The organism is Allobosea sp. GW823-FHT02B03 (genome assembly GCF_058797755.1).
This window is the reverse complement of record NZ_JBXAJY010000007.1, coordinates 181,996-204,493: the sequence shown is the minus strand read 5'-3', so window position 1 is coordinate 204,493 and position 22,498 is coordinate 181,996. Positions and strand designations below refer to the sequence as shown.

Genomic DNA, 22,498 nt, shown 5'->3' with positions numbered 1-22,498 from the left:
AAGCGTGGCCGGTGCCTTCGTCAGATAGAAGTAGGCTTCGCGACGATTCATATGGGAATTTTCGGCGATACGCCGTAAGCTATGCGCATTATGCCGATAGACCAGACCGACCGACAGCTCCTGATCCTGCTGACCGAGAACGCCCGCGCGCCGGTGGCCGAGCTCGGCCGCAAGCTCGGACTCTCCCGCACGACGGTGCAAAGCCGGATCGAGCGGCTGGAGCGCCGCGGCGTGATCGGCGGCTACACGGCGCGGCTGTCGGAGGATTACAAGAAGGGTCAGGTCAAGGCCCATATCCTGATCACGGCGGTGACCAAGCTCGCCGCCAAGGTCGAGGCCGAGCTGCGCCGGATTCCGGAAGTGCGCACGCTGCATTCGGTCAGCGGGCATTTCGACATGATCGCCGTGGTGGTCGCGCCGTCGATCGGCGAGCTCGACGCGCTGATCGACCGGATCGGTGCGCTCGACGGCGTCGAGCGCACCATGTCCTCGATCATTCTCTCGACCAGGATCGAGCGCTAGCCCGGCCCGGCCGACCTGCTGCCTCAGCGCTCGATCATCTTGTTCCAGCGGCTGTTCCACTCGGGCCGCTTCGCATTGATCGCGTCCCAGTCGAGCGTCACCGCGGTCTTCATATTGGCGTGGAAGGTCTCGAGCTTCTTCTCGGCTTCCGGCGTCGAGGCCTTGGCCTTGGTGTTGGACGGCACGATGTTGCCGGCGGCCAGGGCCTTGGACTGCGCCTCGGCCGAGAGCAGGTAGGCGGCGAGCTTCTGGGCGAGCTCCGGCTCGGAATTGTTGGCGATCACGCACTGGGCGACCATCAGCACGACCGAACCCTCCTTGGGCTGGGCGTATTCGACGCCGATGCCCTTCTCCTTCAGCGTCGAGATCGCGGTCGGCGTCAGCGGGAAGATCGCGGCCTCGCCGGTCTGCGCCATTTCGGCGATCTTGGCCGAGCTCGGGATGAATTCGAGCACGTTCTTGCCGATCGTGTCGCGGAACTTGCTGAAGCCCGGCTCGACATTGGCCTCGGTGCCGCCCTGGATGCGGTTGAACATCAGGAAGGCGTGCAGGCCGAAGGAGGAGGCCGATGCCGACTGGAACACCACCTTGCCCTTGTACTTCGGGTCGGCGAGATCCATCCACGAGGTCGGCGCGGCCCAGCCCTTCTCGTCGAACAGCTTCTTGTTGTAGCCGAGCCCGGTCATGCCGAGGTCGATGCCGACGGCCATGTCGTCCTTCATGCGGGTGCCGGGCGCGAGCTCGGCCATTTCCGGGCCGCTCTTCAGCTTCTCGCAGAGACCGCCGCCGATGGCGCGGACCATGACGCCGTCATCGAGGAAGATGACGTGCATCTGCGGCTTGTCCTTTGCCGCGGTCGCCTTGGCGAGGATGTCCGAGGAGGTGCCGGGCACGACCACGACCTTGACGTTGTTGGCCTTCTCGAACTCCGGGAAGACCGACTGGGTGAAGGTCTTCTCGAAATTGCCGCCGTTCATGCCGACATAGAGCGTCTTGGTCTGGGCGCTGGCGGCTCCGGCCGCGGCAAGCGCGAAGGCGCCGACGCCGGCCGCCAGGATGCTGCGATAGCTCGTCATGATCTGATCTCCCCTGCTTGGTTTGGCTCTTGGTTTTGCCCCGCACCCGAGCCAGCGTCGGTGCGGGCGGAAGTTGCTGCGAAGCGGCCGATCGAGAAGGCCGCGATCGGGGTCTGGGTCTGCCCATCGCGGACGAGCTCGGCGAGCACCTCGCCGACCCCCGGAGCGATCTGGAAGCCGGCACCGGTGAAGCCGAAGGCGTGGATCAGGCCCGGCGTCGTCAGGCTCGGGCCGATCACCGGGTTCCGGTCCGGCATCGCGCCTTCCGTGCCGCTCCAGAACCGGATCGCCTGGACATGGCGCAGCCCCGGGAACAGGGCGGCGGCATTGTTCATGATCGCCAGCGCGCCTTCGCCGCGCGGCCGCGAGAAGTCGGCATTCGCCAGCGGCAGGGCGCGCTCGCCGCCGACCACGAGATTGCCGCGCTCGACCTGGCGGGCATAGATGCCGCCGCCTTCCATGCCGATGTTCACGGACATCACCTTTTCCGTCGGCTCGGTGACGACCATGGACGGGTAGATGCGTGTGAGCGGCACAGGCTCGCCGAAACTCTCGGCGAAAGGCCCGGCCCAGGCGCCGGCGCAGTTGAGGACGAAGCGCGAAACGAGCGAAAGACCCTCGCCCGCTTCGAGCGCGAAACCCTCGCCGCGGCGCGCGACGCCTCGGACCGGGGTGTTCTCCAGCACATGCACGCCGGCGCGCCGGGCGGCGGCGGCAAAGCCGGTCGAGACGAGCCGCGGATTGGCATGGCCGTCGCCGGCGCAGAACGAGCCGCCGACGACGCCGTCGCCGATCCAGCCGAAGCGTTCGCGCAGGCCGTTATGGCCGATCAGTTCGAGATCGAGGCCCTGCTCGGCGGTTTCGCCGGCATAGGCTTCGAGCGTCGCCATGTCGGCCTCGTTGCGGGCGAGCTTGAGATGGCCGGAGCGCAGGAATTCGCCATCGATCCCGATCAGCGCCTGGAGCTTGGGCCAAACCGCATGCGCGCGCTGCGACAGCGGCAATTGCTCGATCGGACGGCCCTGACGGCGCACCCCGCCATAGTTCACGCCCGAGGCCTGCGCGCCGCAATAGCCCTTGTCGAGCAGGGCGACGGAAAAGCCCATCTGGCGCAGCGCCAGCGCGGCCGAAGAGCCGACCAGCCCGCCGCCGATGATCGCGACATCGATCGAGAGATGCCTGCTCATTCCGCCGCCTCGCGATGGGCATCGAGCGCCAGCGTCAGCGGGATCGGCTTGATCGGCGCCTGGCTGCGCAGGCGCCCGACCGCCGCAAGCTCGCGCCCGGTCTCATGTGCCAGCAATTCGGCGGCGGCGGCGCCGCAGATGCGGCCCTGGCAGCGGCCCATGCCGATGCGGCTGACTGCCTTCAGCCGGTTAAGCTCGTGCACGCCGAAGCCGGCGATGGCGCGGCGGACCTCGCCGGCGTGGATTTCCTCGCAGCGGCAGAGGGTGGTGTCGTCGGCGATCGCCGTCGCCCAATGCGCGGGGAAGGGGAAGGCGGCTTCGAGCACCGCGCGGAAGCGGCCGATGCGCGCCAGTTCAGCTTCCAGAGCCTGCGACCGGGCTGCGTCATGCGGCAGGCCACGATCCTCCAGCAAGGCCAGCGCCGCCCGCTCGCCCGCTCGCTCGGCTGCGTCGGCGCCGGCGATGCCGGCACCGTCTCCGGCGAGATAGACGCCGGGCATGCTGGTGCGCCCTGCCGCGTCGCGCTCAGGCAGGAAGGCGCGGTCGCGCTCATTGAAGGCGAAGCGGCAGCCGGCGAGATCGGCGAGCTGGGTTTCCGAGCGTAGCGCGAGGCCGTAGCCGATACCGTCGCAGGCGAGGCGGCGTTCGCTGCCCGCAGCGCCCCAGGCGATGCCTTCCACCCGGTCCTGGCCGAGGATCCGGACACCGCCGACGCCGTAATGCAGAGCGACTCCGGCCAGCCTGAGCTCTGCCGTCATCCGCAGGCCGCGCAGTACGATCTCCGGAAAGAGCGGCAAGCCGCGCAGAAGGTTGAGCTTGGCGGAGAACGGGGCGGTGTCGAGCACGGCCGCGACCGCGACGCCGGCCTTCATGTACTGCCATGCGACGAGATAAAGCAGTGGTCCCGAGCCGAGGAAGACGATCCTGCTGCCGATCGCGCAGCCCTGGCTCTTCAGCGCGATCTGCGCGCCGCCGAGGGTGAAGACACCCGGAAGCGTCCAGCCGGGGATCGGCAGGATGCGGTCGGTCGCGCCGGTGGCGAGCACGAGGCCGTCATAGGCGACCTGCTTGCTCGCGCCTTCGACCATGATGTCGGCGCGGCCGTCGCGCAGGTTCCAGAGCAGGGATTGCGGCCAGTAGTCGAGCCGTCCCGCCAGCGCCGCGAAATCGCGATGCAAAGCCTCCGCCTTCACCGCCTCCGAGCCGTAGAGATCACGACTGCTGCGGCCATCCGGCACCAGCCGCTGGCGATAGATCTGGCCGCCGCAGGCGGGCGCTTCGTCGACGACGAGCGGGCGCAGGCCGGCCTCGACCAGTGCCTGCGCGGCGCGGATGCCGGCCGGGCCGGCGCCGACGATCAGCGGCTGCGGGCGCTCGCTCATGCTGCCCTCCGATGGCCGGTGACGATGCGCATGCCGGCGACGAGCGCCGTCGAGCAGGCGCGCAGGCGCTCGCCGCTCTCGAGCGCGACCCAGCAATCCTGGCAGGCGCCCATCTGGCAGAAGCCGGCGCGCGGCTCGCCGGAGAAGTCGCTGGCGCGCAGACGCTCGCGCTGCGCCAGGATCGCGGTCAGCAGCGTGTCGCCCTCGCGGCCTTCGCAGGGCGCGCCGTCGAGGACGAAGCCGATCGGCCGGTGGTCCTTGCGGGCGATGCGGTGCAGCAGCGGCATGGCGCGCCTCACTTCTGCCCGACGAGGATCTTGTCGAGCCCGAAGGCCCGGTCGAGCACCAGCATGGCGCCGGCAGTGAGCGCGATCATCAGCGCCGAGACGGCGGCCATCATCGGGTCGATCGATTCCGTCGCGTACATGTACATCCGCACCGGCAGCGTCACGGTCTGCGGCGAGGTCACGAAGATCGACATGGTCAGCTCGTCGAAGCTGTTGATGAAGGCGAGCAGCCAGCCGCCGGTGATGCCGGGCAGGATCATCGGCGCGGTGACGCGCCGGAACACCGTCAAGTGCGAGGCGCCGAGCGTCATCGCCGCCTGCTCGGCCGAGCGGTCGAGCCCGGTGAAGGAGGCCATCACCAGCCGCAGCACATAGGGCGTGACGATGATGACATGGGTCGCGACCAGCCAGGTGAAGCTGCCGGTCGCGCCGATCAGTGCGAAGAGCCGCAGGAAGGCGACACCGAGCACGAGATGCGGGATGATCAGCGGCGAGAGGAAGAGCGCGTTCAGCGCATCGCGGCCGGGGAACTGGTAGCGATCGATGGCAAGCGCCGCCGGCACCGAGATCGCGACCGAGAGCGTCGCGGCGAGCGTCGCCAGCCAGAGGCTGTTGACGAAGGAGGCGACGAAATCGGGATGCGCGAAGATCTCGCGGAACCAGCGCAGCGAGAAGCTGGTGGTCGGGATCGAGAGCGTGTTCTCCGGAGTGAAGGCGACGAGGCAGATGACGACGAGCGGCGCCAGCACGAAGGCGACGACGAGGCCGTGGAAGAGGAGCGCGACGGGGCCGTTCCTGTGCATGGCGCTCACCCCAGGGTCCGGCGGGCGCGGCCTTCGACCACGCGGTTATAGGCCAGCATGATCAAGAGGTTGGCGGCGAGTACGATGATCGCGATGGTGGCGCCGAGCGGCCAGTTCAGCTCGTGCATGTATTCGTCGTAGACCAGCGTCGCGGCCATCTTCAGCCGGCGGCCGCCGAGCAGGCCGGGGATGGCGAAGGCCGAGGCCGAGAGTCCGAAGACGATCAGGCTGCCCGAGAGCATGCCCAGCGAAACCTGCGGCAGCACGACCCGGCGCAGCGCCGTAAAATGCGAGGCGCCCAGGCTCCAGGCTGCTGCCTCGACGGCCGGATCGAGCTTCTGCAACGCCGTCCAGACCGGGATGACCATGAAGGGCAGCATCACATGGACGAGGGCGATGACGATCGCCGTCTCCGTGTAGAGCAGTCGTGCCGGCCCGAAGCCCAGCGCCTGGAGCGCCTGGTTCACCAGCCCGGTCGAGCCGAGAAGCATGCTCCAGCCGAAGGCCCGGACGACCACCGAGACCAAGAGCGGCCCGATGATCACCAAGAGGAAGACCGAGCGCCATGGATCGCGCATCCGCGAGAGGATGTAGGCCTCCGGCGCGCCGATCAGCGCGCAAATCAGGGTCGTCAGCGCGGCGAGGCGCAACGTTCGCCAGAAGATGCCGAGATAGTAGTCGTCCGACAGCACCGCCGCGTAATGGGCGAGGGTGAACTCGTTCTTGATGCCAGTGCTGTGGTCGAAGGCATGGAAGCTGAGGATCACCGTCAGCACCAGCGGCAGGATCACCAGTGCCAGGAAGAACAGGGCGCCGGGGCCGACCAGGAGCCAGGGCGTGCTCGTGGCGCGCGCGCTGCTCATGCCGCCGCTCCCCGGGCCGCCAGCGCCTCGACGCGCAGGCTGGCCGGCGCCCAGTCGAGGGAGACCGCCGCGCCCTGCCGTGCCGGCTCGTCGCCATCGTTCGGTACCGAGACCGAGAACGGGCCGGCCGGGGTTTCGACGGTGAACAGCCAGTAGCTGCCGAGGAAGAAGCGATGCAGGATCGTGCCGTCGAGCCGGCCCTGGCCCTGCGGCCGCAAGGCAATCTTCTCCGGCCGGATCGAGAGCGCGATCGCCTGTCCCTCCGTGAAGCCGCCGGCTTCCGTCGGGAGCGTCACGCCTGCGACCTCCGCGGCGCCCTTGCGCCAGACGCCTTCCAGCCGGTTCATCTTGCCGACGAAGGAGGAAATGAACGGAGTCGCCGGGCGCTCATAGAGCCGGTAGGGCGCATCGATCTGCGTCATCCGGCCCTGTTCCATCACCACGACGCGGTCGCTGATCGAAAGCGCCTCGGCCTGGTCATGGGTGACCATGATCGTGGTGGTACCGACGCTCTGCTGGATGCGGCGCAGCTCGAACTGCATCTCCTCGCGCAGTTTGGCGTCGAGATTGGAGAGCGGCTCGTCGAGCAGCAGCACCGGCGGCTGGATGACGAGGGCGCGGGCGATGGCGACGCGCTGGCGCTGGCCTCCGGAGAGCTGGCGCGGATAGCGCTCGGCGAACCGGGCGAGATGGACGAGGCCGAGCATGGTCTTCACCCGCTCGTCGCGCTCGGCCTTGCCGACCTTGCGCATCTCCAGACCGAAGGAGACGTTCTGCGCCACCGTCATGTGCGGGAATAGCGCATAGCTCTGGAAGACGATGCCGAGCCCGCGATGATTGGGCTTCTGCCGGGTGATGTCGCGGCCATCGAGCCGGATCGTGCCGGCGCTCGGCTCGACCAGCCCAGCGATCATCTGCAGCGTCGTCGTCTTGCCGCAGCCGGAAGGGCCCAGCAGCGAGACGAATTCCCCCTTGTCGACGGCAAGGTCGACATCCTGCACTGCAGCGAGATCACCGTAGATCTTGCTCAGCTTCTCCAGCGTCAGGAAGCCCATCACCACTCCCGCATGGTGTGCCCCGTTATCGGCCGGGGCTTGTGAACGCGATGGCGAAAAAAGGCGGCAGGGTGCCGATTTCGTCAATCTGGAATTTCATTGAAGAGAATTTTTGTTTTCATAATTCCGTTATATGAAATTAATTGGCTTGGGGGTGCTCGCAAATTAACGTGGCGCCATGAGCGATTCGCCCGAGACCTTCTCAAGCCTGCGCCGCGCGCTCTGCCTTTTGCGCCTGCTGGCCGGCGGAGACCCGGCCGGGATCCGGCTGAAGGATCTCGCCGACATGGCCGGCAGCAGCCAGCCGACCGTCCATCGTGCCCTGCGCGACCTGATCGCCGAGGGCTTCGTCGAGCAGGTGGCTGGCGGCAAGCGCTACCGCATGGCGCTGGACTTCTTCGTGCTGGCGGCGCGGGCCGGGCAGGCCGGCGGCCTGCGCGAGCTCGCCCGGCCGGTGTTGCTGCGCCTCTCTGCGACGCTCAGCGACACGATCTTCCTCTTGGTCCGCAATGGCTACGACGCCGTCTGCCTCGACCGGATCGAGGGACCTTTCCCGATCCGCTCCTTCACCGGCGATATCGGCGGCAAGGTTCCGCTCGGCCTGGGGCAGGGGAGTCTCGCCATCCTCGCCCATCTGCCCGAGGCTGAGCGCGAGGCGGTGATCCGCTTCAACATCCCGCGCCTGCTCGACCGTGGTTTTCTCGACGAGGCCGGCCTGCGGATGGCGCTGGCGAAGGCGCGCGAGCAGGGCTGGGTCAATCTCAATACGGGCCTGATCCGGGGCATGGCCGGTGTCGGCGTGCCTGTCTTCGATGCCGAAGGGCGAGCGGTCGCGGCGCTCAGCGTCGGCACCCTGGCCGAGCGCCTCGGCGAGGAGCGCCTGCCGGGCGTCGTCGGCATCCTGAAGGCCGAGGCGGCATCGCTCGGCGCCGGGCTGAACCCGTTCGACATCGCCCTGCGCTATCCCTCGCGCAGCCTGAGCGTCGTCGCCGATCAGATCGGCGCGGAGATCGCGGCGCCGCCTGAGCGCTCGGGACGGAGCCAGCCATGATCCTGGTCTGCGGCGAGGCGCTGGTCGACCTCTTCGTCGGTGCCGCCGAAGGCGGCGAGGTCCCGGCCCGCGCCGTCGCGGGCGGTTCGCCCTTCAACGTCGCGATCGGTCTTGCCCGCCTCGGTGTGGCGGCCGGCTTTCTCGGCGGGGTCTCGCGTGATCATTTCGGGCAGATGCTGGCCGAGCGCCTCGCGACGGAAGGGGTCGATACGGGCCTTCTCGTTCGCAGTGAGCGGCTCTCGACCATTTCGGTCGTTGCCACCGGCGCCGAGGGCCAGCCGAGCTACGCTTTCCATGGCGAGGGCGCGGCGGACCGCTCGCTCACGCCGGCCGAGATGCCGCAAACCCTGCCTGCGGAAGTCGAGGCGCTGACCTTCGGTTCCTACTCAACGGTTGCCGAGCCGGCAGCCTCGGCGCTGGCGGCCCTCGCCGAGCGCGAGGCCGGAAGGCGGGTGATCAGCGTCGATCCCAATCTGCGCCCAGGCGTCGAGCCCGACATGGCGCGCTGGCGTGCCATGGGCGAGCGCTTCTGCCGCTGCGCGACCATCGTCAAGGCAAGCGACGAGGATGTCCGCCTCGCCTGGGAGGGCGGCTTCTCACTCGACGATGCCGCCCGGTACTGGCTCGATTGCGGTGCGGCGCTGGTCGTGATCACGCGCGGTGCCGCAGGTGCGGTTGGGTTTTCGCGCGCCGGCATGGTCGCCGTCGCGGCCCGCCCCGCAGAAGTTCGCGACACGGTCGGCGCCGGCGACAGTTTTCATGCCGCGCTGCTGGCGCAGCTTTCGCAGACCGGAAGGCTGCGGCGTGATGCCATCGCGGCGCTGGCACTGCCCGAGATCGAGGAATTGCTGCGCTACGCCGCCGCGGCGGCCGCGATCACCGTCTCCCGCCGCGGTGCCGATCTTCCGGTCGCCGCCGAAATCGAAACCGCGCTTGCGGCCGGGCGGAGCTGAACAATCTTCAGGCCGCGGCCGTCGCGAAATCCGCGGCCTCGTTGAAGGCGTCGAGCGTCCGCTCCGGCTTCAGCGCCTCGCAGGTTGCGGCATTGCCGAAGCCGTAGCGGGCCCAGAAGGCGGGCACGCCGATATTGCGGGCGAAGCGGATATCGGTCTCGGTATCGCCGAGCATGAAGGTCTGCTCAGGGCGAATATCGGGAAAGCGCGGCGCGATCAGACTGTGATAGCTGTCGGGGCGGGGCTTGCGGACGAAACCGGGGGCATCGCCGATCACCATCTCGAAATGCCCGTCTATGCCGAAATGCTCCAGAGCGGGTGCCAGTGACGCCTCGCCCTTGTTCGAGAGCACGATGCTGCGGCAGCCCGCCGCCGAGAGGCTTTCCAGCCCCTCGCGCACGCCCGGGAAAAGCTCTGTGAGGGCGAGGCCCTCGCCGCCATTATAGATCTCGCGATAGCGACCGGCCCAGGCCGCACGCTGCGGATCCTCCGGCTCCAGCCCGAGCAGCCCGCCGAAGAGGTCGCTTGCGACCGCGCCGCTGCCGATCGCGACGTCGACCACGGCCGCGTCGGGCGCCGGCCGGTCGAAGGAGGCGAAAGTCAGGTCGATGACATGGCGGACCGCGCCATGCGTGCTGCAGATGGTGCCGTCGAAGTCGATGATCGCGAGCTTGAACACGGTTCGGCTGGCCCTTTCCTGACTGGTCGGTCCCCGGCGGTGTCGGGCCTGGCTCTATGGCTCGTCATTCGCGACGATGAGTTCACAGCCGGCTTCGCGGATCATCCGCGTCGTTCCCGCCGGTGGCTGGCGGTCGGTCACCAGGGTGTTGATCTCGCTGAGATGTCCGAGGCGGGACATGGCGGCGCGGCTGAACTTGGTGTGGTCGGCCAGCAGCACGGCGCGCCTGGCATTGCGCAGCATGGCGCGGCCGACCACCGCCTCGTCGTCGCGGTACTCGAGCAGATTGCCCTCGGAATCGATGCCGCCAATGCTCGTCATGTGCAGGTCGCAGCGATAATTCTCGATGAAGGCGGCAGCGTGCATGCCGCCCATGGCGCGGTTCTGGCCGAGCCACATGCCGCCGGTGATCAGGATCGAGATCTCCGGGCATTTGTCGAGGATCGAGGCTGCGGCGGTCGAGTTGGTGACGACGCGCAGGCCGCGTGGCCGCTTTTCGGCGATGGCCTTTGCGAGCGCGTCGACCGTGGTGCCGGGCGTCAGGAACAGCGAGCTGCCCGGCGTCACCAAGGCCGCCGCGGCGCGGGCGATCGCCGCCTTTTCGCTGGCGGTCTCGACATGCCGGAAATCGTAATCGGCGTTGACCGTGCTGAGATTGGCGCTGGCCCCGCCATGGTGGCGGCGCAGGTAGCCGCGGTCCGACAGGTCCTGCAGGTCGCGTCGCAGGGTTTGCGGGGTGACGTTGAACGCCGCCGCCAACTCCTCGATCGCGGCGTATCCGCGCCGGGAGAGGATGTCGAGAATCTCGCTATGGCGTTTGCTCAGCTGGGCCATGACAAGCGGTAAGGAGCACATTTCGTCCCGCGTCAAGCGGAATGCGCGTTTTCGAATATCGAGGTTGCGAAAAGGAAAGATTGCTGCATCATCCCGCTTCGTCGCCATCCTGGCCGACCTGTCCGTCGAGCATCCGGGATTTGCCGGCGCCGGCCCGGCGGTCGCCGCAAGCGGGAATCCCGGTTCGATGAAACGCAAGATCGTCTGCGTCGGAAACCTCGTCCTCGACGAGGTCTTCCAGGTTGCCTCCTTGCCGGCTTCCGGCATCAAGACCGGCGTTCTCGCCTATGAAAAGCGCTATGGCGGGCCGGCTGCGACGGCGGCGGTGGCGATCTGCCGCCTCGGCGGCACAGCATCCTATTGGGGGCGTGTGGCGGACGACCCTGCCGGCGAGGCCGGCATCGCCGCGCTGCGCCAGCATGGCGTGGATTGCGGCGGCGTCGCCGTTCTCCCCGAAGGCCGGACCCTGCGCGCCATCGTGATGGTCGACGCAAGGGGCGAGCGCAGCATCGTCTCGGACCGGCACGGCCTCTCCCTTGATGGCTCGGTGCTGCCGGAAGATCGGCTGGACGAGGCTGGAGCCGTGCTCGTCGACAGCCGCTGGCCGGCCGGGGCGCTGATCGCGCTCGATCGCGCCCGCGCCGCCGGCGTCGTCACCGTGCTCGACGCCGATGGCGGTACAACCGCCGACAATCAGGCCCTGATCGACCGGGCCGATCATGTCGTCTTCTCCAGCGAAGGCCTGCGCGACCATGCCGGCGAGGGCAGCCCGGAAGAGTTGCTGCGCCAATGTGCCGGCGACGCCTCAAGGGTCGTCGCGGTCACCCGCGGTTCCAGCGGCAGCCTCTGGCTGATCGACGGCGAAATCGTCGCGGTTCCCGCCTTCCGGGTCGATGTCGCTGACACCACTGGCTGTGGCGACACCTTCCATGGCGCCTATGCGCTCGGGCTCAGCGAGGGGCGCGATCCGATCGCCGCCGCGCGTTTCGCCTCGGCTGCGGCGGCCGTGAAGGCGCAGCGTGGCCGCGGCTGGGACGGCATGGGCGATCGCGCCGCGATCGAGGCGATGCTGGCATCCGGCGCTGTCCATCCGGTCTGATCCGACCTTGCTAGCCGCGTTTGCGTAGCCCGCGGCGTCCCGCAGCCGCTTTCCGCAGTGGCGGGGGAGGCCCGGCGCTCTCGCCGCCTGCGCTGCGACATGTAAGAAAACGAAAATAGCGCTTGCGATATCGAAACGCGCATGCATCACTAGGCGCAGAAAAGAAGAATTTCGGGAGGCCGGATCTTTCGACCTTCATCATCGGCCGGGTGCGGCAAGGCTTGCGAAAAGTGCGCGGGCCTTGCGGACGCTGCCCTGGCGGCGATCGCTGCGTGTCGCCTGTTCTGGGCGGCGGAGCGGCGACGCATCGGTCGATCGATCGGACGCTGCAGGCGCCTGTCTGCGACGGCGCGAACCTGTGATTATAGCCGGCTAAGGAAACAGCATTCATGGCGTGCTCCTCAATCACCGAACTCCTCGCGGATCTGAAGGCGATCAAGGTCGACCTCTCGGGCCCCAACCCTGATTTCTCGAAGAGCCAACGGCCGCCGGACGAGATGATCGACCGTTGGGCCGAAGCCGCGGCGATCGCCGAGCCGGAGACGCGCGCCGTTGCGATCTGGGCGATCCGTGAGGCGGCGCTCGCCGCCGGCATCGTGCCCTCCTCGGTGCAGGAGCTCTATCTCGCCTGCGCCGCCGGAAAATGGTCGGGCAAGACCGTGCCGGCGATGAACCTGCGCGGCTGGACCTATCATACCTGCCGGGCCGTGTTCCGGGCCGCCAAGGAGCTCGACTCCAAGCTGTTCATCTTCGAGCAGGCCGTTGGCGAGGCGCTCTATGCCCAGCAGCCGCCGATCGAATACGCCGCCGGCGTGCTCGCCGCGGCACTGCGCGAGGGCCATGTCGGCCCGGTCTTCCTGCAGGCCGACCACGACCAGATCAACGCCAAGGCCTATCTCGCCGACCCGAAGGCGGAGGTGCGCAAGCTCGAGAACATCATGCGCGAGCAGGTCGCGGCCGGGCTCTACAGCATCGATATCGATGCCTCGACGGTCGTCGACCTTTCGCTCGCGACGGTCGAGGACCAGCAGCGCGTCAATGCCGAGCTGACCGCCCACTTCACCGAGTTCGTCCGCGGCATCGAGCCGGAGGGCATCACCATCTCGCTCGGCGCTGAGATCGGCGAGGTCGGCCACGAGAATACGACGCCGGAGGAGCTGCGCTCCTTCATGAAGGTCTATCTCGAGGAGATGGCCAAGCGCGGCAGCAAGCTGCCGATCGTCAGCAAGATCTCGATCAATTCCGGCACCTATCACGGCGGCAAGGTCCTGCCGGACGGCACGCTGGCCGCGGTCAATGTCGACTACGAGCTGCTGAAGACGATCTCGACCATCTGCCGCCAGGACTACAACATGGCCGGCGCGGTCCAGCACGGCGCCTCGACCCTGCCGGGCGAGCAGCTCGCCATGCTGCCGAAAGCGGAAACCGTCGAGGTCCACCTCGCGCTCGGCTTCAACAACCTGATCTTCGACCATCCGAGCCTGCCGCAGGCGCTGCGCGACCAGATCCGCGAATACACCTTCGCCAACCACGCCAATGAGCGGGCCGAGGGCGAGACCGACGCGCAGTTCTTCTACAACACCCGCAAGAAGTCCTGGAAGGTGATGAAGAAGCCGTTCTGGGAGATGCCGGCCCAGGCCCAGGCCGACATCATGAAGTCGCTCCAGGACATGTTCCGCAACATGTTCACCTGGATGAATGTCGGCGCAACGAGCAAGCTCGTCACCGACAACACGACGCTCGTGAAGGTCGCGCCGCCGGTGCCTGAGGCGCTGCGCAAGGCCCGCGCGGCCTGAAGGAGGACGATGGACGACGGCGCGCCCGCAACGACGGGCGCGCCCGCTACCCGAAGGCGCCGAACGGCGCTCGCGGACAATGATAATCAACCCGGGAGGAAACGATCATGGATCTGCAACGTAGGTCTTCCTTGCTGAAGTTCGCGGCGCTGTCGCTCGCCTCGATGATCAGCCTGCCGACGCTGGCGCTTGCCCAGCAGAAGGAAGTGCGCTGGGGCCAGTGGAAGGGCACCGAGGTCGGCGAGAAGTTCATGGGCGAGCTCAAGGCCGCCTTCGAGAAGGACCATCCCGACATCAAGCTGACGCCGGTCGATTCCCCCTTCTCCGGCTTCCATGACCGCGCCATCGTCCTGCACCAGGCCAAGAAGCTGCCCGACGTGCTGCTCGTGCAGGTCGACTGGGTGGCGGAGTTCGCCGATCTCGGCATGATCGAGCCGATCGACGAGCGCATCGCCAAGGAGCCGAAGGAGTTCTTCGGCAACATCCCCGTGACCTTCCACCAGAAGTGGCGCGGCAAGCAGTACTATCTGCCGATCGAGAGCGGCGCGGTGGCATTGTTCTACAACACCGACCTGTTCAAGGCCGCCGGTCTCTCCGGCCCGCCGAAGACCTGGGACGAGTTCGCGGAATACTCCCGCAAGCTGACCAATCCCGACAAGCGCCAGTTCGCGATCACCGGCACGCTGCAGGGCGAGCCGCCGACCAACATGACCTACGAGATCTACCCGCTGTTGCTGCAGGCCGGCGCCAAGATCATCGACGCCGAGACCAACAAGGCGGTGTTCAACAGCCCTGAAGGCGTTGCCGCCATCGAGTGGTATGTCGACCGCATCAACAAGGACAAGGTCTCCGTTCCCGGCGTGCTCAGCAATGGCGAGAAGGAAAAGCGCGCCAACTTCGCCTCCGGCAACGTCGCCATGATGTTCGAGGGGCCCTGGGGCATCGCGATCCAGAAGCAGCTCAATCCCAAGCTGAACTACGACATCGCCCCGCTGCCGGTCGGCAAGACCAGCGGCACCATGGTGCGCGGCTCGCTGAACACCATCTCGTCCCAGGCTCAGGACAAGGACGCGGCCTGGACCTTCATGAAGTGGATGTCTGGTCCGAAGGGCATCGAGATGTGGGCGAAGGGTACGGGCGCTTTCCCGGCCCGCACCGACGTCTCCAGCCAGGACTGGTTCAAGGAGCGCACGCTCTTCCAGGCCTTCGTCACCCAGATGGCGGCGGCCAACGCCAGCTCGCCGTTCCTCGTGATGCCCAACGCCGTGCAGATGAACAAGATCATGAGCACGGAAATCCAGAACGTCGTGCAGGGCAAGAAGACCGCCAAGCAGGCTCTGGATGACGCCGCCGCCGAATGGAACAAGATCTTCGCCGCGGCCGCGAAGTAACGCCCATCCGCCCGGGAGGGGCGCCCGCGCCCCTCTCCCATCGTACAGGGGCCGCCTGCCCGAAAAAGACGGGCGGCGGCCCCGCATGATCGGCGTGCCATGCTGACTTTCAAACAGAAGTATCGCGAAGAGCTCCTCGCATTGTCGTTCCTGTGGCCGGCGCTGCTGATCCTGGTCGCGCTGCTGGTCTATCCGCTCGGCGACGTCGTCCGCCTGAGCTTCTACGACAGCAACCTCCAGCGCGAGGTCTGGGTCGGGCTCGGCAACTATGTCGCGCTGTTCAACGACCCGTTGTTCTGGAAGGCCTTCATCCAGACTGTCGTCTTCACCTTCTTCAGCGTGGTGCTGCATCTGGTGATCGGGCTGGCGCTCGCGCTGCTGCTCAACATGCATCTCAACGCCACCTTCCGCAGCCTGGCGCGCGGCCTCCTGATCGTGCCCTGGCTCCTGGCGCCGACCGTCGCGGGCATGATCTGGGTGCTGATGCTGCAGCCGTTCGGCGTCTTCAACGGCCTGCTTGTCTCGCTCGGTCTGCTCGATCCGAACGGCACGATCTCCTGGCTCGGCGATCCCTCGACCGCGCTCGGCTCGGTCACGGCGATGAACGTCTGGCGCGCCTTCCCCTTCTTCATGGTGATGCTGCTCGCCGGCCTGCAGGCGATCCCGAAGCAGCTCTACGAAGCTGCGGAGATCGACGGTGCGACGCTCTGGGAGCAGTTCTGGCACATCACCCTGCCGCAGCTGCGCGGCGTCATGACGACGATCGTGCTGCTCGACTCGATCTGGACCTTCCGCGCCTTCGATCCGGTCTACGTCATGACTGGCGGCGGCCCGGCCCATTCCTCGGAAGTGCTGGCAACGGCGATCTATTTCGACGGCTTCCAGAAGCTGAAGTTCGGCTACGCCTCGGCACAGGCCGTGGTGATGTTCGTCGTGCTCTTCATCGTCAGCGCCATCTATGTGCGCCGCACGATGCGCAACGTCTAAGCTCTACGGGAAAAAGCGATGCCTATGGTCATTTCGGGCAGGCTGGGCCAGCGGGGGCGCGAGCGCCTGCTCAACACCACGGCCTACGCCCTCCTTATCCTGGCGATCCTGATCGTCTTCTTCCCGCTCGCCTGGATGCTCTCGGTCTCCTTCCGGCCGAACATCGAGGTGATGCAGATGCCGCCGGACTGGCTGCCGCAGATCTTCACGCTCGACGGCTACAAGAAGATCTTCACCACGCCGCGCTATCTCGTCGTCTTCCTCAACACGATGGTGATCTCGCTCGTCGTCACCCTGCTCTCGCTCGTGCTCGGGGCGATGGCGGCCTATGCGCTGGCGCGCTTCAACTTCGCCGGGCAGCGCGCCGTGTTGATGTTCCTCATCACCACGCAGATGTTCCCGCTGGTGCTGCTCTGCATTCCCTATTTCCGGATCTTCATCACCTTCGGGCTCTACGACACGCGGACCTCGCTGGTGATCGTCTACCTGACCTTCACCCTGCCGTTCTGCATCCTCATGCTGCGCAGCTACTTCATCAACATTCCCCGCGACATCGAGGAGGCCGCGATGGTCGATGGCTGCTCGCGCCTCGGCGCGATCTTCCGGACCCTGGTGCCGATCTCCTATCCGGCCTTCGTCGGCGCCGGGCTCTACACCTTCCTGCTCGCCTGGAACGAGTTCCTCTTCGCGGTCGTCCTGATTGAGTCCTGGGAGAACCGCGTGCTGACCATGGCGATCTACAGCCTGATGGCGGAGTTCGTCACCGACTGGAACGCGATGATGGCTTTCTCGGTGCTGGCGAGCCTGCCGCTGGTCGTCGCCTTCATCTTCCTGCAGCGCTACATGGTCCAGGGCATGACGGCGGGGGCGCTGACCTCCTGACCACGCCGGCGCTGGGCCGACCGCCACCTCCCAAACTGCGCGCCGGTCCGGCTTCGGGCCGGCGCGGTTCTTTCTCGGCCCTTCACCAAGCCCCTCCGCAGGGCTAGGGATGAGAGGCGTGGCCGCCGCCGGTGGCAGCGCGACCGCGAACCGCAATCCGCAAGCCCGGGAAACCCGCCGTGAGCCGCCTCGTCTATGTCCTGAACGGTCCGAACCTCAACCTGCTCGGCAAGCGCCAGCCGCACATCTACGGCCATACCACCCTGGCCGATGTCGAGGCGGAGTGCCGGGCGCTGGCGGACGAGCTGAAGCTCGAATTGCGCTTCCACCAGAGCAATCGCGAATACGAGATCATCGACTGGGTGCACGAGGCCCGCGAAACCGCCGGCGGCATCGTCATCAACCCGGCCGCCTTCACCCACACTTCGGTTGCCGTGCTCGACGCGCTTAATGCCTTTGACGGGCCGGTCTTCGAGGTCCACATCTCCAATGTCCACAAGCGCGAGGCCTTCCGGCATCATTCCTATGTCTCGCTGCGGGCGGACGGTGTCATTGCCGGCTTCGGCACCCAGGGCTACTCGCTTGCCCTGCGGCGCCTCGCCACGCTGATCGACGGCAAATAGGGGAAAGCCGATGAAGCCAGTCAGACTAGCAGTCATCGGTGCCGGTCTGATCGGCAACCGGCATGCCCAGCACATCGCGGCCGAGCCGAGCCTCGAGCTCGCTGCGATCGTCGATCCCTCGCCGAGCGCCACGTCGCTCGCTTCGTCGCTCGGGACGAACTGGTTCCCGAGCTTCGCCGAGATGCTGGCGCGTGCCCGGCCGGACGGCGTCGTCATCGCGACGCCGAACAACCTGCATCTCGCCAATGGCCTCGAAGCCGCCGCAGCCGGCCTGCCGGCGATCATCGAGAAGCCGCTCGCCGACAGCGTCGCGGCGGCGCAGCAACTGGTCGCGACGTTCGAGAAGGCCGGGATCCCGCTGCTCGCCGGCCATCACCGGCGCTACAACCCGATGATCCGCAAGGCCAAGGAGATCGTCGAAGCCGGGCGGCTCGGCCGGTTGCTGACGCTGCATGGCAGCTTCTGGCTGATGAAGCCGGACGACTATTTCGACGTCGCCTGGCGGCGCGAGAAGGGCGCCGGCCCGGTGATGATGAACCTCAGCCACGACATCGACCTGTTCCGCTATCTCTGCGGCGAGATCGCCTCGGTGCAGGCGCAGGAATCGAACATCGTCCGCGGTAATGCCGTCGAGGAGACGGCGGTGATCATTCTGCGCTTCGTCAATGGCGCGCTCGGCACGGTCAATGTCTCGGATTCGGTCGTCGCGCCCTGGAGCTGGGAGATGACCACCGGCGAGAACCCGGTCTACCCGCAGCAGCAGGATCAGTCCTGCTACCAGCTCGGCGGCACCCATGGCTCGCTGACCGTGCCGCAGCTCGAGCTCTGGTACAATCCGGGCAAGCGCAGCTGGTGGGAGCCGCTGCGCCGCGAGCGCGTGCCTTTCGTCGCCGAGGATCCGCTGCGCGTCCAGGTGCGCCATTTCGGCGAGGTCATCCGCGGCGAGGCCAGGCCCATCGTCTCCGGTCGCGAGGGGCTGGAGACGCTTAAGGTGATCGAGGCCGTCAAGCAGGCCGCCAGCACCGGCGCCGTCGTCACGATCGGCTGATCATGATCGACGGCAACACCATCCTGATCGCCCATCTCGGTTACCCGACGACGACCTTCAAGGCGCCGCTGATCTACAATCCCTATTTCGAGTCGATCGGCGTCAATGCGGTGGTGATGCCGATGGCGGTCGAGGCCGATGTCTATCCGCAGGTGCTCGCCGCGCTGTTCCGCCTGAAGAATATCCGCGGCGCGCTGGTGACGATGCCGCACAAGGTCACGACGACCGGCCTCGTCGACGAACTCTCGACCGCGGCGAGCATCGCCGGCTCCTGCAATGCAGTTCTGCTGCGGCCGGACGGCACGCTGCGCGGCGACATGTTCGATGGCGAAGGTTTCGTTCGCGGCGTGCTGCGCAAGGGCCGTCAGGTGGCGGGCGCGCGGGCGCTGGTCGTCGGCAGCGGCGGCGTCGGTGCAGCCATCGCCGCCTCGCTGGCGGGAGCGGGCGCGGCGGCGCTCGGTCTCTTCGATCTCAACAGCGCCGCCGTGGAAGGCCTCGCCCGCCGGCTGCGCGCGCACTATCCGGCGCTCGCGCTGGAGCTCGGCACGCGCGATCCCGAGGGCTACGACATCGTCGTCAACGCGACGCCGCTCGGCATGAACGACGGTGATCCCCTGCCGATGGACGTCTCGCGGATTGCGCCCGAGAGTTTCGTCGGCGAGGTCGTGCTGAAGAGCGAGGTCACGCCCTTCCTGGCGGCCGCCCAGGCCAAAGGCTGCCAGACGCAGATCGGCACCGACATGCTGTTCGAGCAGATCCCGGCCTATCTTGAATTCTTCGGCTTTCCGACGACGACGCCGGACAATCTGCGGGCGGTTGCTCGGATCAGCTACTGAGCCCAGCCGCGCATGGAGGGCGGCCCTGCACTGGCCGCAGGGCGAGCCTGATTGTCGCCTGACGCTGCGTTGCCTATAGCCGGATCGTCGTCGCGCCTGGCGCGGCGGCTGTCGGAAGCCTTCCGCCTCGTGCCAGCCGGCGCGCGGCAGGACGGGCCCGACCCCGGGGGAAGGCGATGTTTGGCAGCGACGAAGCAAAGCGCCCGGGGGCAGGCTCGAGATCGCGCCCGGTATGACCATCTCCGATATCGAGCCCCCCCCGCCTGGGCTGCGGGGCGAGCGCGCAAGGTGAGTCCTCCGCTACCTAAAGCCACGCATTCCGATGGTGGCCTTGCCGCGCTGGCGCTGGCTCTGGCCGCCTTCAGCCTGTTTGCTGTCGGCGACGCCGCTTCCAAGCTCGTCGTCGTCGAGACGAATCCCGTGATCGCGATGTGGGGGCGCAGCGTGGTCTTCGCTGCCCTCTTCCTGTTCATCCTCCGGCCCGGAGAATGGCGGGCCGCCCTGACGCGCGGCCCGGTCAAGCTCCTGCTGCTGCGTTCGATCTTTCCCTTCCTCGGCGGGATCTGCGTCATCGTCGCGATGGCCTATGTGCCGCTCGCCCAGGTCACCACCATCCTCTTCATCGCGCCGCTGCTCAGCATGGCGCTCGGCAAGTTCCTGCTCGGGGAGCCGGTCAATCGCTGGGGCTGGCTCGCGGTGCTGCTCGGTTTCCTCGGCGTGCTGACGATCATGCGCCCTTTCGGGAGCGCCTTTTCGTGGGCCCTGCTGATCCCGGCGCTAGGCGGCCTCTTCGCCGCCACCGGCCAGGTCATGACCCGGATCGTCGCGCAAAGGGCGAGTTCGCGCGCCGTACTGCTCTACACCATGCTGGTGGCGCTGACCCTGTCCTCGCTGCCTCTGCCCTTCTTCTGGCAGGCGCCGACCGGCGAGCAATGGCTGCTTTTCGGCCTGTCCGGCATCTGCCAGGCCGCCGGTCAGTTCGCCATGATCGCCGCCTATGCCCGGGCGACCGCCTCGCGCCTCGCGCCCTATTCCTACGCCCAGCTCCTGACCGCTACGCTGCTCGGCTTCGCCATCTTCGGCGAGGTGCCGGATGTCTACACGGTCATCGGCGCCGCGCTGATCGTCGCCGGCGGGCTGATCTCGCTACATCTGGCCGGCAGGCCGCCGAAGCCGCGGCAGAGAGGTTGAACGAGCCGTGGCCAAGGATTGACCGGCGCCGGGCAAAACTCCGACATCACGCGTACTTGCCTTTTCCTTCGCAACAGGCCCGAGAGTCACCATGCAGATCCTCGTCACCGGCGGCACCGGCTTCATCGGCGCCTGGATCGTCCGCAGCCTGCTCGCGGCCGGCCACAAGGTCCGCATCTTCGATATCAAGGATGACAGCCGGCTCGTGCGGGCGCTGGCTGGCGAGGCGGCCGCCGAGATCGACTGGCGCATGGGCGACATCCGGGACGGCGAAGCCGTCCATACCGCCGCCAAGGGCTGCGATACCATCGTCCATCTCGCGGCGATCCTGACGCCGGCCTGTCGCGAGCAGCCGGTCCTCGGTGCCGAGGTTATCGTCATCGGCACGCTCAACGTCTTCGAGGCGGCGCGCCGGCACGGCATCGCCAAGGTCGTCTATGCCAGCTCGGCCGGTGTCTTCGGCCCGGAGGACGGGGCGAGGCCGTTGCCGATCACCCATTACGGCGCCTTCAAGCTCGCCACCGAAGGCAGCGCCCGCGCCTATTGGCATGATCACGGCATCGCCAGCGTCGGCTTCCGCCCCTTCGTGGTCTACGGGCCCGGCCGCGAGCTCGGCCTTACTGCCGGCCCGAGCCTCGCCGCTGAGGCTGCTGCGACCGGCGAAGCCTATGAGTTCATCTACACTGGCCAGTCCGACCTGCTCTATGTCGAGGATCTCGCCACTGCTTTCGAGGTCGCGGTCGCGCGCGACATTGCCGGCGCGCATGCCTTCAATCTGGTCGGCGAGGTCGCGACCGTCGACGAGGTCATCGCCGAGATCCGGCGTCAGGTTCCCGATGCGCGTTTGAGCGCCGCCGGGCCGAGCCTGCCTACCGCCCCGGAACTCGCTCTCGATACGACCCTGCCTTCGGTGCTCGGCGCATTGCCGCGGACCGGGCTGGCGGAGGGGCTGGCGCGCACCATCGCCTTCTATCGGAAAGCAGCGCCTGCCCTTCGGTAGATCGGCAGAACAGACTCAAGGGTGAAATCCGAAAGCAGCAAAGGGCATGGATGCCGAACTGGCGCCAAGGCCGAATGGAGGATGCGATGCTGGATATGCTGAGCGGCGAGACCCGGATCTTCGTGATCATTGGCCACCCGATCGCACAGGTTAAGTCTCCGGCCGGCATTACCAGGGGCTTCGTCGAGCGCGGCATCAACGCGGCCCTGGTCCCGATCCATGTCTTGCCCGACGATGTCGACGGCTTCATCGCGGCGCTCGGCCCGGTGCTGAACGTCGACGGCATCGTCGTGACGATCCCGCATAAATTCGCTGCCCGGCAGCACTGCGCGACGCTGTCCGACCGGGCCCGGCTGCTGGAAACGGCAAATGTCCTGCGCCGCGGCAAGGATCGCGCCTGGCATGGCGACATGCTCGACGGGGTCGGCTTCGTGCGCGCCATGCGGCAGGCCGGCGGTGAGCCGGAGGGCAAGCGTGCCCTGCTGATCGGAGCCGGCGGGGCTGGCAGCGCCATCGGCCTGCAGCTGCTCGATTCCGGCGCGTCCGAGCTTGCAATCCACGACATGGATGCCGACCGGCGCGATGCGCTGGTTGCCCGTCTCGCATCCGCCCATCCCGGGCGGGTGCGGGCGGGATCGACCGACCCGACCGGCTTCGGGATCATCGCCAATGCCACGCCGATGGGGATGCGTCCCGACGATCCCCTGCCGGTCGAGGTGGAAAGGCTCGCACCGGACATGTTCATCGGCGACGTCATCACGGCGCCCGAGGTCTCGCCCCTGCTGGAAGCAGGCCGCCGCCTCCGCTGCAAGACCCAGACCGGGGTCAACATGTTCCTGGCGCAGCGCGAGCTGATCGTCGATTTTCTCGAGGGAAAGCCGGTTTAGCTCGGTAGGCGCAATCGCACCGAAGAATCCGTCTGCGGTGCTCAACAGGAAAACCGTGCACGCCGC

The 22,498-nt window shown here is 67.4% G+C and carries 23 protein-coding genes; 14 read left to right on the top strand and 9 right to left on the bottom strand.

The window, feature by feature from the left end; translation table 11 throughout:
• The first annotated feature begins 90 nt into the window (after window positions 1–90).
• Window positions 91–522 carry an Lrp/AsnC family transcriptional regulator gene (locus AC1REK_RS23790; protein WP_492269698.1) on the top strand — a complete coding sequence of 144 codons (432 nt, stop codon included), beginning with the start codon at window positions 91–93 and terminating at the stop codon, window positions 520–522.
• A 23-nt stretch (window positions 523–545) separates the two neighbouring features.
• On the opposite strand, the gene AC1REK_RS23785 is transcribed toward AC1REK_RS23790, so the two are convergent.
• The 7 genes from AC1REK_RS23785 to AC1REK_RS23755 are packed head-to-tail and all read right to left on the bottom strand — an operon-like array spanning window position 546 to window position 7,175.
• Window positions 546–1,598: a polyamine ABC transporter substrate-binding protein gene (locus AC1REK_RS23785; protein ID WP_327523666.1), complete on the bottom strand. Its 1,053-nt coding sequence runs from the start codon at window positions 1,596–1,598 to the stop codon at window positions 546–548.
• Entirely contained in the window at window positions 1,595–2,785 is a 1,191-nt protein-coding gene (locus AC1REK_RS23780) for an NAD(P)/FAD-dependent oxidoreductase (RefSeq protein WP_492269699.1), read from the bottom strand. The genes AC1REK_RS23785 and AC1REK_RS23780 overlap by 4 nt, the downstream gene beginning before the upstream one ends.
• Window positions 2,782–4,167: an FAD/NAD(P)-dependent oxidoreductase gene (locus AC1REK_RS23775; protein ID WP_492269700.1), complete on the bottom strand. Its 1,386-nt coding sequence runs from the start codon at window positions 4,165–4,167 to the stop codon at window positions 2,782–2,784. The genes AC1REK_RS23780 and AC1REK_RS23775 overlap by 4 nt, the downstream gene beginning before the upstream one ends.
• Window positions 4,164–4,454 (bottom strand): (2Fe-2S)-binding protein, encoded by a 291-nt coding sequence (locus AC1REK_RS23770; protein ID WP_492269701.1) that lies wholly within the window; start codon window positions 4,452–4,454, stop codon window positions 4,164–4,166. Before AC1REK_RS23770 ends, AC1REK_RS23775 begins: the two co-directional genes overlap by 4 nt.
• An 8-nt stretch (window positions 4,455–4,462) precedes the next feature.
• Window positions 4,463–5,257 (bottom strand): ABC transporter permease, encoded by a 795-nt coding sequence (locus AC1REK_RS23765; protein WP_327523670.1) that lies wholly within the window; start codon window positions 5,255–5,257, stop codon window positions 4,463–4,465.
• A 5-nt stretch (window positions 5,258–5,262) separates the two neighbouring features.
• Window positions 5,263–6,120: an ABC transporter permease gene (locus AC1REK_RS23760; RefSeq protein ID WP_316016244.1), complete on the bottom strand. Its 858-nt coding sequence runs from the start codon at window positions 6,118–6,120 to the stop codon at window positions 5,263–5,265.
• Window positions 6,117–7,175, bottom strand: a complete 1,059-nt coding sequence (locus AC1REK_RS23755; protein WP_492269702.1) for an ABC transporter ATP-binding protein — start codon at window positions 7,173–7,175, stop codon at window positions 6,117–6,119. Before AC1REK_RS23755 ends, AC1REK_RS23760 begins: the two co-directional genes overlap by 4 nt.
• Window positions 7,176–7,353: 178 nt before the next feature.
• Between AC1REK_RS23755 and AC1REK_RS23750 the strand changes: the two genes are divergently transcribed.
• The gene (locus tag AC1REK_RS23750; protein WP_492269703.1) at window positions 7,354–8,226 is read left to right on the top strand and encodes an IclR family transcriptional regulator; all 873 of its coding nucleotides are present in this window, start codon (window positions 7,354–7,356) and stop codon (window positions 8,224–8,226) included.
• A complete protein-coding gene (locus tag AC1REK_RS23745) occupies window positions 8,223–9,179 on the top strand; it encodes a carbohydrate kinase family protein (RefSeq protein WP_492269704.1) in 957 nt (318 codons plus the stop codon). Before AC1REK_RS23750 ends, AC1REK_RS23745 begins: the two co-directional genes overlap by 4 nt.
• Before the next feature lie 7 nt (window positions 9,180–9,186).
• Here AC1REK_RS23745 and AC1REK_RS23740 read toward each other — a convergent pair whose 3' ends face one another.
• Together AC1REK_RS23740 and AC1REK_RS23735 are read right to left on the bottom strand one after the other, a co-directional pair.
• Window positions 9,187–9,858 carry an HAD family hydrolase gene (locus AC1REK_RS23740; RefSeq protein ID WP_492269705.1) on the bottom strand — a complete coding sequence of 224 codons (672 nt, stop codon included), beginning with the start codon at window positions 9,856–9,858 and terminating at the stop codon, window positions 9,187–9,189.
• A gap of 54 nt (window positions 9,859–9,912) precedes the next feature.
• Window positions 9,913–10,692, bottom strand: a complete 780-nt coding sequence (locus AC1REK_RS23735) for a DeoR/GlpR family DNA-binding transcription regulator (protein WP_316016239.1) — start codon at window positions 10,690–10,692, stop codon at window positions 9,913–9,915.
• A gap of 187 nt (window positions 10,693–10,879) precedes the next feature.
• Between AC1REK_RS23735 and AC1REK_RS23730 the strand changes: the two genes are divergently transcribed.
• The 11 genes from AC1REK_RS23730 (at window position 10,880) to AC1REK_RS23680 (ending at window position 22,432) form a co-directional block, all read left to right on the top strand.
• Window positions 10,880–11,791, top strand: coding sequence for a PfkB family carbohydrate kinase (locus AC1REK_RS23730; RefSeq protein WP_316016238.1), 912 nt, complete (start codon window positions 10,880–10,882; stop codon window positions 11,789–11,791).
• A 389-nt stretch (window positions 11,792–12,180) separates the two neighbouring features.
• Window positions 12,181–13,587 carry a hypothetical protein gene (locus AC1REK_RS23725; RefSeq protein WP_492269706.1) on the top strand — a complete coding sequence of 469 codons (1,407 nt, stop codon included), beginning with the start codon at window positions 12,181–12,183 and terminating at the stop codon, window positions 13,585–13,587.
• A 107-nt stretch (window positions 13,588–13,694) separates the two neighbouring features.
• On the top strand, window positions 13,695–14,978 hold the full coding sequence (locus tag AC1REK_RS23720) for an ABC transporter substrate-binding protein (RefSeq protein WP_316016236.1): 1,284 nt from the start codon (window positions 13,695–13,697) through the stop codon (window positions 14,976–14,978).
• 99 nt (window positions 14,979–15,077) lie between these two features.
• On the top strand, window positions 15,078–15,965 hold the full coding sequence (locus tag AC1REK_RS23715) for a carbohydrate ABC transporter permease (protein WP_316016235.1): 888 nt from the start codon (window positions 15,078–15,080) through the stop codon (window positions 15,963–15,965).
• An 18-nt stretch (window positions 15,966–15,983) separates the two neighbouring features.
• On the top strand, window positions 15,984–16,847 hold the full coding sequence (locus AC1REK_RS23710) for a carbohydrate ABC transporter permease (protein ID WP_316016234.1): 864 nt from the start codon (window positions 15,984–15,986) through the stop codon (window positions 16,845–16,847).
• 179 nt (window positions 16,848–17,026) lie between these two features.
• Window positions 17,027–17,470 carry a type II 3-dehydroquinate dehydratase gene (gene aroQ, locus AC1REK_RS23705; protein WP_316016233.1) on the top strand — a complete coding sequence of 148 codons (444 nt, stop codon included), beginning with the start codon at window positions 17,027–17,029 and terminating at the stop codon, window positions 17,468–17,470.
• Between the two features lie 10 nt (window positions 17,471–17,480).
• Window positions 17,481–18,518, top strand: a complete 1,038-nt coding sequence (locus tag AC1REK_RS23700) for a Gfo/Idh/MocA family protein (protein ID WP_316016232.1) — start codon at window positions 17,481–17,483, stop codon at window positions 18,516–18,518.
• A gap of 2 nt (window positions 18,519–18,520) precedes the next feature.
• Window positions 18,521–19,354, top strand: coding sequence for a shikimate dehydrogenase family protein (locus AC1REK_RS23695; RefSeq protein ID WP_492269707.1), 834 nt, complete (start codon window positions 18,521–18,523; stop codon window positions 19,352–19,354).
• A gap of 288 nt (window positions 19,355–19,642) precedes the next feature.
• Window positions 19,643–20,545, top strand: coding sequence for a DMT family transporter (locus AC1REK_RS23690; RefSeq protein WP_492269708.1), 903 nt, complete (start codon window positions 19,643–19,645; stop codon window positions 20,543–20,545).
• A gap of 91 nt (window positions 20,546–20,636) precedes the next feature.
• Entirely contained in the window at window positions 20,637–21,545 is a 909-nt protein-coding gene (locus AC1REK_RS23685) for an NAD-dependent epimerase/dehydratase family protein (RefSeq protein ID WP_492269709.1), read from the top strand.
• An 86-nt stretch (window positions 21,546–21,631) separates the two neighbouring features.
• Entirely contained in the window at window positions 21,632–22,432 is an 801-nt protein-coding gene (locus AC1REK_RS23680; protein WP_492269710.1) for a shikimate dehydrogenase family protein, read from the top strand.
• Window positions 22,433–22,498 lie beyond the last annotated feature (66 nt).

Bases quoted from the DNA above. Each gene is read 5' to 3' on its own strand.
- AC1REK_RS23790 (WP_492269698.1), top strand. From the start codon at position 91: ATGCCGATAGACCAGACCGACCGACAGCTCCTGATCCTGCTGACCGAG.
- AC1REK_RS23785 (WP_327523666.1), bottom strand. From the start codon at position 1,598: ATGACGAGCTATCGCAGCATCCTGGCGGCCGGCGTCGGCGCCTTCGCG.
- AC1REK_RS23780 (WP_492269699.1), bottom strand. From the start codon at position 2,785: ATGAGCAGGCATCTCTCGATCGATGTCGCGATCATCGGCGGCGGGCTG.
- AC1REK_RS23775 (WP_492269700.1), bottom strand. From the start codon at position 4,167: ATGAGCGAGCGCCCGCAGCCGCTGATCGTCGGCGCCGGCCCGGCCGGC.
- AC1REK_RS23770 (WP_492269701.1), bottom strand. From the start codon at position 4,454: ATGCCGCTGCTGCACCGCATCGCCCGCAAGGACCACCGGCCGATCGGC.
- AC1REK_RS23765 (WP_327523670.1), bottom strand. From the start codon at position 5,257: ATGCACAGGAACGGCCCCGTCGCGCTCCTCTTCCACGGCCTCGTCGTC.
- AC1REK_RS23760 (WP_316016244.1), bottom strand. From the start codon at position 6,120: ATGAGCAGCGCGCGCGCCACGAGCACGCCCTGGCTCCTGGTCGGCCCC.
- AC1REK_RS23755 (WP_492269702.1), bottom strand. From the start codon at position 7,175: ATGGGCTTCCTGACGCTGGAGAAGCTGAGCAAGATCTACGGTGATCTC.
- AC1REK_RS23750 (WP_492269703.1), top strand. From the start codon at position 7,354: ATGAGCGATTCGCCCGAGACCTTCTCAAGCCTGCGCCGCGCGCTCTGC.
- AC1REK_RS23745 (WP_492269704.1), top strand. From the start codon at position 8,223: ATGATCCTGGTCTGCGGCGAGGCGCTGGTCGACCTCTTCGTCGGTGCC.
- AC1REK_RS23735 (WP_316016239.1), bottom strand. From the start codon at position 10,692: ATGGCCCAGCTGAGCAAACGCCATAGCGAGATTCTCGACATCCTCTCC.
- AC1REK_RS23730 (WP_316016238.1), top strand. From the start codon at position 10,880: ATGAAACGCAAGATCGTCTGCGTCGGAAACCTCGTCCTCGACGAGGTC.
- AC1REK_RS23725 (WP_492269706.1), top strand. From the start codon at position 12,181: ATGGCGTGCTCCTCAATCACCGAACTCCTCGCGGATCTGAAGGCGATC.
- AC1REK_RS23720 (WP_316016236.1), top strand. From the start codon at position 13,695: ATGGATCTGCAACGTAGGTCTTCCTTGCTGAAGTTCGCGGCGCTGTCG.
- AC1REK_RS23715 (WP_316016235.1), top strand. From the start codon at position 15,078: ATGCTGACTTTCAAACAGAAGTATCGCGAAGAGCTCCTCGCATTGTCG.
- AC1REK_RS23710 (WP_316016234.1), top strand. From the start codon at position 15,984: ATGCCTATGGTCATTTCGGGCAGGCTGGGCCAGCGGGGGCGCGAGCGC.
- AC1REK_RS23700 (WP_316016232.1), top strand. From the start codon at position 17,481: ATGAAGCCAGTCAGACTAGCAGTCATCGGTGCCGGTCTGATCGGCAAC.
- AC1REK_RS23695 (WP_492269707.1), top strand. From the start codon at position 18,521: ATGATCGACGGCAACACCATCCTGATCGCCCATCTCGGTTACCCGACG.
- AC1REK_RS23685 (WP_492269709.1), top strand. From the start codon at position 20,637: ATGCAGATCCTCGTCACCGGCGGCACCGGCTTCATCGGCGCCTGGATC.
- AC1REK_RS23680 (WP_492269710.1), top strand. From the start codon at position 21,632: ATGCTGGATATGCTGAGCGGCGAGACCCGGATCTTCGTGATCATTGGC.